Annotated in this window: 3 protein-coding genes and 2 pseudogenes; all 5 read right to left on the bottom strand. The window is 48.0% G+C overall.

Going from position 1 to position 5,045, the window contains the following annotated elements:
* Positions 1–9 precede the first annotated feature (9 nt).
* Positions 10–1,338: a type I glutamate--ammonia ligase gene (gene glnA / locus AZ66_RS26765; protein ID WP_021253928.1), complete on the bottom strand. Its 1,329-nt coding sequence runs from the start codon at positions 1,336–1,338 to the stop codon at positions 10–12.
* Between the two features lie 42 nt (positions 1,339–1,380).
* On the bottom strand, positions 1,381–1,791 hold the full coding sequence (locus tag AZ66_RS26770; protein WP_021253929.1) for a MerR family transcriptional regulator: 411 nt from the start codon (positions 1,789–1,791) through the stop codon (positions 1,381–1,383).
* 209 nt (positions 1,792–2,000) lie between these two features.
* A pseudogene (locus tag AZ66_RS26775) lies at positions 2,001–3,265 on the bottom strand (methionine gamma-lyase family protein).
* A 30-nt stretch (positions 3,266–3,295) separates the two neighbouring features.
* Positions 3,296–4,582 carry a GTPase HflX gene (gene hflX / locus AZ66_RS26780; RefSeq protein ID WP_044357672.1) on the bottom strand — a complete coding sequence of 429 codons (1,287 nt, stop codon included), beginning with the start codon at positions 4,580–4,582 and terminating at the stop codon, positions 3,296–3,298.
* A gap of 82 nt (positions 4,583–4,664) precedes the next feature.
* Positions 4,665–5,045, bottom strand: a pseudogene (locus AZ66_RS32185) (AAA family ATPase); the annotation flags it as partial.

Genomic DNA, 5,045 nt, shown 5'->3' on the forward strand with positions numbered 1-5,045 from the left:
TTAGATGAATTAGTATAATGTCATGTATTGATCGCGTTCCCATTGGTGAACTTGCGTTCTGTACATATCCCATTCAATTTCTTTCAATTCCAAGAAGTGCTGCAATGCATGATCACCTAGTGCATCGCAAATCGTCTCGTCGCGCAGAAGCTCTTCCAATGCTTCCTTCAAGCTGGATGGCAAGCTTGGGATGCCTTCCGCAAGACGCTCTTCTTCTGTCATGACATAAATGTTACGATCCGTAGGAGCTGGAAGGTCTGACTTCTTCTTGATGCCTTCCAATCCTGCTTTTAAAATTACCGCTAGAGCCAAGTACGGGTTCGCCGCTGGATCCGGGTTGCGGACTTCAACACGCGTGCTCAAACCACGGGATGCTGGGATACGAACCATTGGACTGCGGTTGCTTGCAGACCATGCCACATAACATGGAGCTTCATAGCCAGGAACTAAGCGCTTATAGGAGTTGACCGTTGGATTCGTGATTGCCGCAAATCCGCGAGCATGCTTCAATACCCCCGCCATAAATTGACGTGCTGCCGGACTCAAGCCAAGCTTATCGCTTTCATCGTAGAACGCATTCTCCTTACCGTTGAACAAGGAGATGTTACAGTGCATACCCGAACCGTTCACACCGAACAGCGGCTTCGCCATGAATGTAGCGTGCAAGCCATGCTGACGAGCAATCGTCTTCACGACGAGCTTGAAGGTTTGAATTTGGTCTGCTGCCTTAATTGCATCTGCATATTTGAAATCGATCTCATGCTGGCCAGGGGCCACCTCGTGGTGAGAAGCTTCAATCTCGAAGCCCATCTCTTCCAACTTCAATACGATTTCACGGCGGCAGTTCTCACCAAGATCCGTTGGCGCCAAGTCAAAGTAACCGCCTTGGTCGTTCAGTTCCATCGTCGGATTGCCCTTGTCGTCCGTCTTGAACAAGAAGAATTCCGGTTCTGGACCTACGTTCATGGACGTGAAGCCAAGTGCTTCTGCTTCCTTCAAGGCTTTCTTCAAAATTCCGCGCGGGCATCCTGCAAACGGCGTTCCATCCGTTGTGTATACGTCGCAGATCAATCTAGCGACACGATCTTCCGTTACCCATGGGAAGACAACCCAAGTATCCAAATCTGGGACAAGATACATATCGGATTCTTCAATACGCACATAACCTTCAATCGAAGAACCATCAAACATCATTTTGTTATCCAGTGCCTTAGGCAATTGGCTTACCGGAATTTCGACATTCTTAATCGTACCGAGCAAATCCGTAAATTGCAGACGGATAAATCGTACATTTTGTTCCTTCGCAATGCGTTCAATGTCTTCTCTGGTATAACCCACAGGGTAACATCTCCTTCTCCATAAGCGTGATTAGATTCATATCTATTTTGTAAAGAAACGAGACAGTTCGCCTTGGATCAGCGATACTTGTCCCGGTCTATTACCGGCTATAAGCTGCTGCTTCAACATGCGGTGCAATTGGAGATCGGACAATTCCTTGCGTTTGCTCTCCGAAGCTTCACTAAGCACAGTTGCCTCTTCCGATTCCTTCGTTACCGGATTCAGTACCTGCTTAATGCCTGCTATGTTGACTCCCTTTTCAATAAGTGACTTGATTTCAAGCAATCGCTCTACGTCGTTGAAGGAAAAGAGACGCTGGTTTCCAGAAGTACGAGCAGGCATAATTAATTCATGCTGTTCGTAGTAACGAATTTGACGAGCTGTCAAATCTGTCAGCTTCATCACGATGCCGATTGGAAACAACGCCATATTTCTGCGAATCTCATCTCCCACTGCTTATCAACCTTCCTAGTTTGTCATAAAAGAAAGTTTACGTGCTGTGTGCGCTAACTGACATCCTAGTCTAGCAAACGCCTGTTACGCGCGGTCGCTCATCAGTGAATTTACTCCGATCAGAGTATGTGTTATGCCTTTCTTGTTCTCATTTTATCCCCTGGAAGCAAACGTGTCAATGGATGTCAGGAAATCTAACAAAAATAATTTTATAGCTCTAGCAAGCCGCGATCAACCATGGTTTGCAGTGCTGTCAGCGCTCCAAGCTTCGCATGCGCATACGTAAGCCCACCCTGCATGTAAGCTGTATATGGCTCACGAATCGGCGCATCGGCAGACAACTCCAAGCTCCCCCTTGAATGAAGGTACCTGCCGCCATAATGACTGGATGCTCATAACCAGGCATGTCCCATGGTTCAGGCACGACGTGCGCATCAACGGCCGAGGCTTTCTGAATCCCCTGAACAAACGCGATTAAATGATCGGCTGTATGGAATCGCAAAGCTTGAATCAAATCAGTACGAGGCGCCTTCCAATGCGGTGAGGTCTCAAACCCAAGCTCCTCGAACAAGGCTGCTGCAAACACACTGCCTCGCACTGCTTGTCCAACGATGCTTGGCGCTAAGAAGAGACCTTGATACATCGAACGTGTCATCCCTAACATAGCTCCGACTTCTCCACCAATTCCCGGTGCAGTTAAGCGAGAGGCTGCTGCTTCCACATACACGCGCTTACCGACAATATAACCGCCTGTTTCAGCAATACCGCCTCCTGGGTTCTTAATAAGCGAGCCGGCCATTACATCAACACCTAGCTCCGTCGGTTCCTGCAGTTCTGTAAATTCCCCGTAGCAATTATCCACGAATACAACAACATCCGGCTTAATCGCTTTTACTTGCCGTACCATCTCACCGATCTGTTCAACCGTGAAGGATGCTCTCCATCCATAACCGCGTGAACGTTGAATGCCTATGACTTTCGTACGCTCGGTTATGCTTTCACGCACTTGCTCCCAATCTACATCTCCTGCCTCAGTCAGCGGCACCTCATTATAGGATACTCCCCAATCACGCAGAGAGCCTGTCCCATCATTCTCTTTGCCAATCACCTTATGCAGCGTGTCGTACGGTGTACCCGTAATGTATAACAATTCATCGCCAGGGCGAAGTACAGCGAACAGAGCCGTCCCAATCGTATGTGTACCTGATACAAAATGAGGTCTCACCAATCCCGCTTCCGCACCGAACACTTCAGCATATACCTCATCAAGCACCTCGCGTCCACGGTCATTGTAGCCATACCCTGTCGATCCCGCAAAGTGAAAATCACTCACATGATGCTTCTGAAACGCCTCTATAACTTTCCATTGATTCCGCTCTGCGATTCGCTCGATTCCCCGTACCTGCCCAGCAATCTTCTCTTCGATTTGCTGCTCCAATTGCTCCAGTCTTGCTGTATATTGCATCTTATCCATTCCCCTTGATCCATTCCCATGAAGGAAAGCTTATTTATTGATGTAATCTTTTAACTTATATCCATGCTGCTCAGCGGCTAGCCGATCCAACCGAACCTTAAGCAGCAGATCATTCTCGTCGATCTCCTGCTCCAGAACCTCTCCCAGTCGATAGATCAAGGCAATCAAATCCCCACGATCCGCGGATATTCGGTAGGTAAGCGTTTGGCCGGACAATTGATCTTGCACTGCCTGCCGAATACGCTCCAAATCCCCTTCATCATAAGCGCTTATAATAAAGTGATCTTTATCACGAGGCAGCATCTGCCGTTGTTCTGGGGTACACAGATCCTTCTTATTATAGAGAACAATTTGCGGCTTGGCTCCCGCTCCTAATTGCTGCAAAATATCCTCTACGACCCGCAAATGATCCTCTCTCATCTGCGAAGAAGCGTCCATCACATGCAAAATGAGATCAGCCTCATTCACTTCCTCTAATGTCGCACGAAAAGCCGCTACGAGATCATGAGGCAAATTTTGAATAAAGCCAACCGTATCTGTTAATACCACTTCCTTCCCGCTAGAAAGCTCCCACTGGCGAGAAGTCGGATCAAGCGTCGCAAACAATTGGTTCTCCACATACACATCCGCCTGTGTCAGTTGACGCAACAGCGTAGACTTCCCCGCATTCGTATAGCCGACAAGCGCAACCTGGTACGCTCCTGTCTTCTTGCGGCGCTCTCGATGCAGATTGCGGTTGCGAACGACTTCATGTAGATGACGCTTCAAGTCAGTTATACGTCCTCGAATATGGCGGCGATCCGTTTCCAATTGGGATTCCCCGGGCCCTCTTGTGCCGATACCACCGCCTTGACGCGACAGGTTCTTCCCGTGTCCGGATAGACGAGGGAGCAGATATGACAATTGTGCCAGCTCCACCTGAATGATACCTTCTCTTGTTTTTGCTCGTTGTGCGAAAATATCAAGAATCAACTGCGTACGGTCAACAATCTTCACATCCAACGCTTGTTCCAAGTTGCGGACTTGAGCGCCTGACAGCTCTTGATCAAAAATAGCGGTCGTTGCACCCATCTCATCAATGACGGCCTTGAGTTCTTGTACCTTGCCTTTCCCTATGAACCATCTAGGATCACGGAATTCACGCTGCTGTGTCATGGTGGTCAACACCTCAACGCCAGCCGTTTCCGCCAGCTGCACCAGCTCGTCAAGCGAATATTGGGGATCAACCCCGCTCCGCTTGACATCATCTGTTATTAAAGTCACGAGCACCGCTCGATCGGGTATATTTTGATTCGTTTGGTGAGGCTCTTTTCGCATTCGCGTACATTCTCCTTATCGGTTCATCATCCATCTTGCCATTGATCTATGATCATTGACCATATACGTTGTACAGTATACCTCATTTTCGCTCCCATTTTAAATCCTCTGGTTTCAATGTCATTAATTCCAGCTTGCCCGGAGATTGCTGCGGATATAGCTGAAGGAGGCGAACCGCTTGGTTACGCATCGCCTTTTCCATCACATTTCGAACAAAGCGCGCATTACTGAACAGATTAGGGGCAAGAATTTTCTCATCCAAAATCACTTGTTTTAACTGCGCCTGTGTAGTTGGCATTAGTACATAATCATGATCCTTTGCCATAGATTCTGCGATATGCAGAAGTTCATCTACCGAATAATCAGGGAATTCCACTTGTATTGGGAATCGCGAAGGCAGCCCAGAGTTCGTCTGCATTAACCAATCCATCTCATCCGAATACCCTGCCAATATGAGAATAAA

It is taken from the genome of Paenibacillus sp. E194, from assembly GCF_000935845.1.
GTDB lineage: Bacteria > Bacillota > Bacilli > Paenibacillales > Paenibacillaceae > Paenibacillus_B > Paenibacillus_B alvei_B.

What these genes read in the sequence shown, in the direction of transcription:
- hflX (WP_044357672.1), bottom strand. Translation starts at nt 4,582, where the DNA reads ATGCGAAAAGAGCCTCACCAAACGAATCAAAATATACCCGATCGAGCG.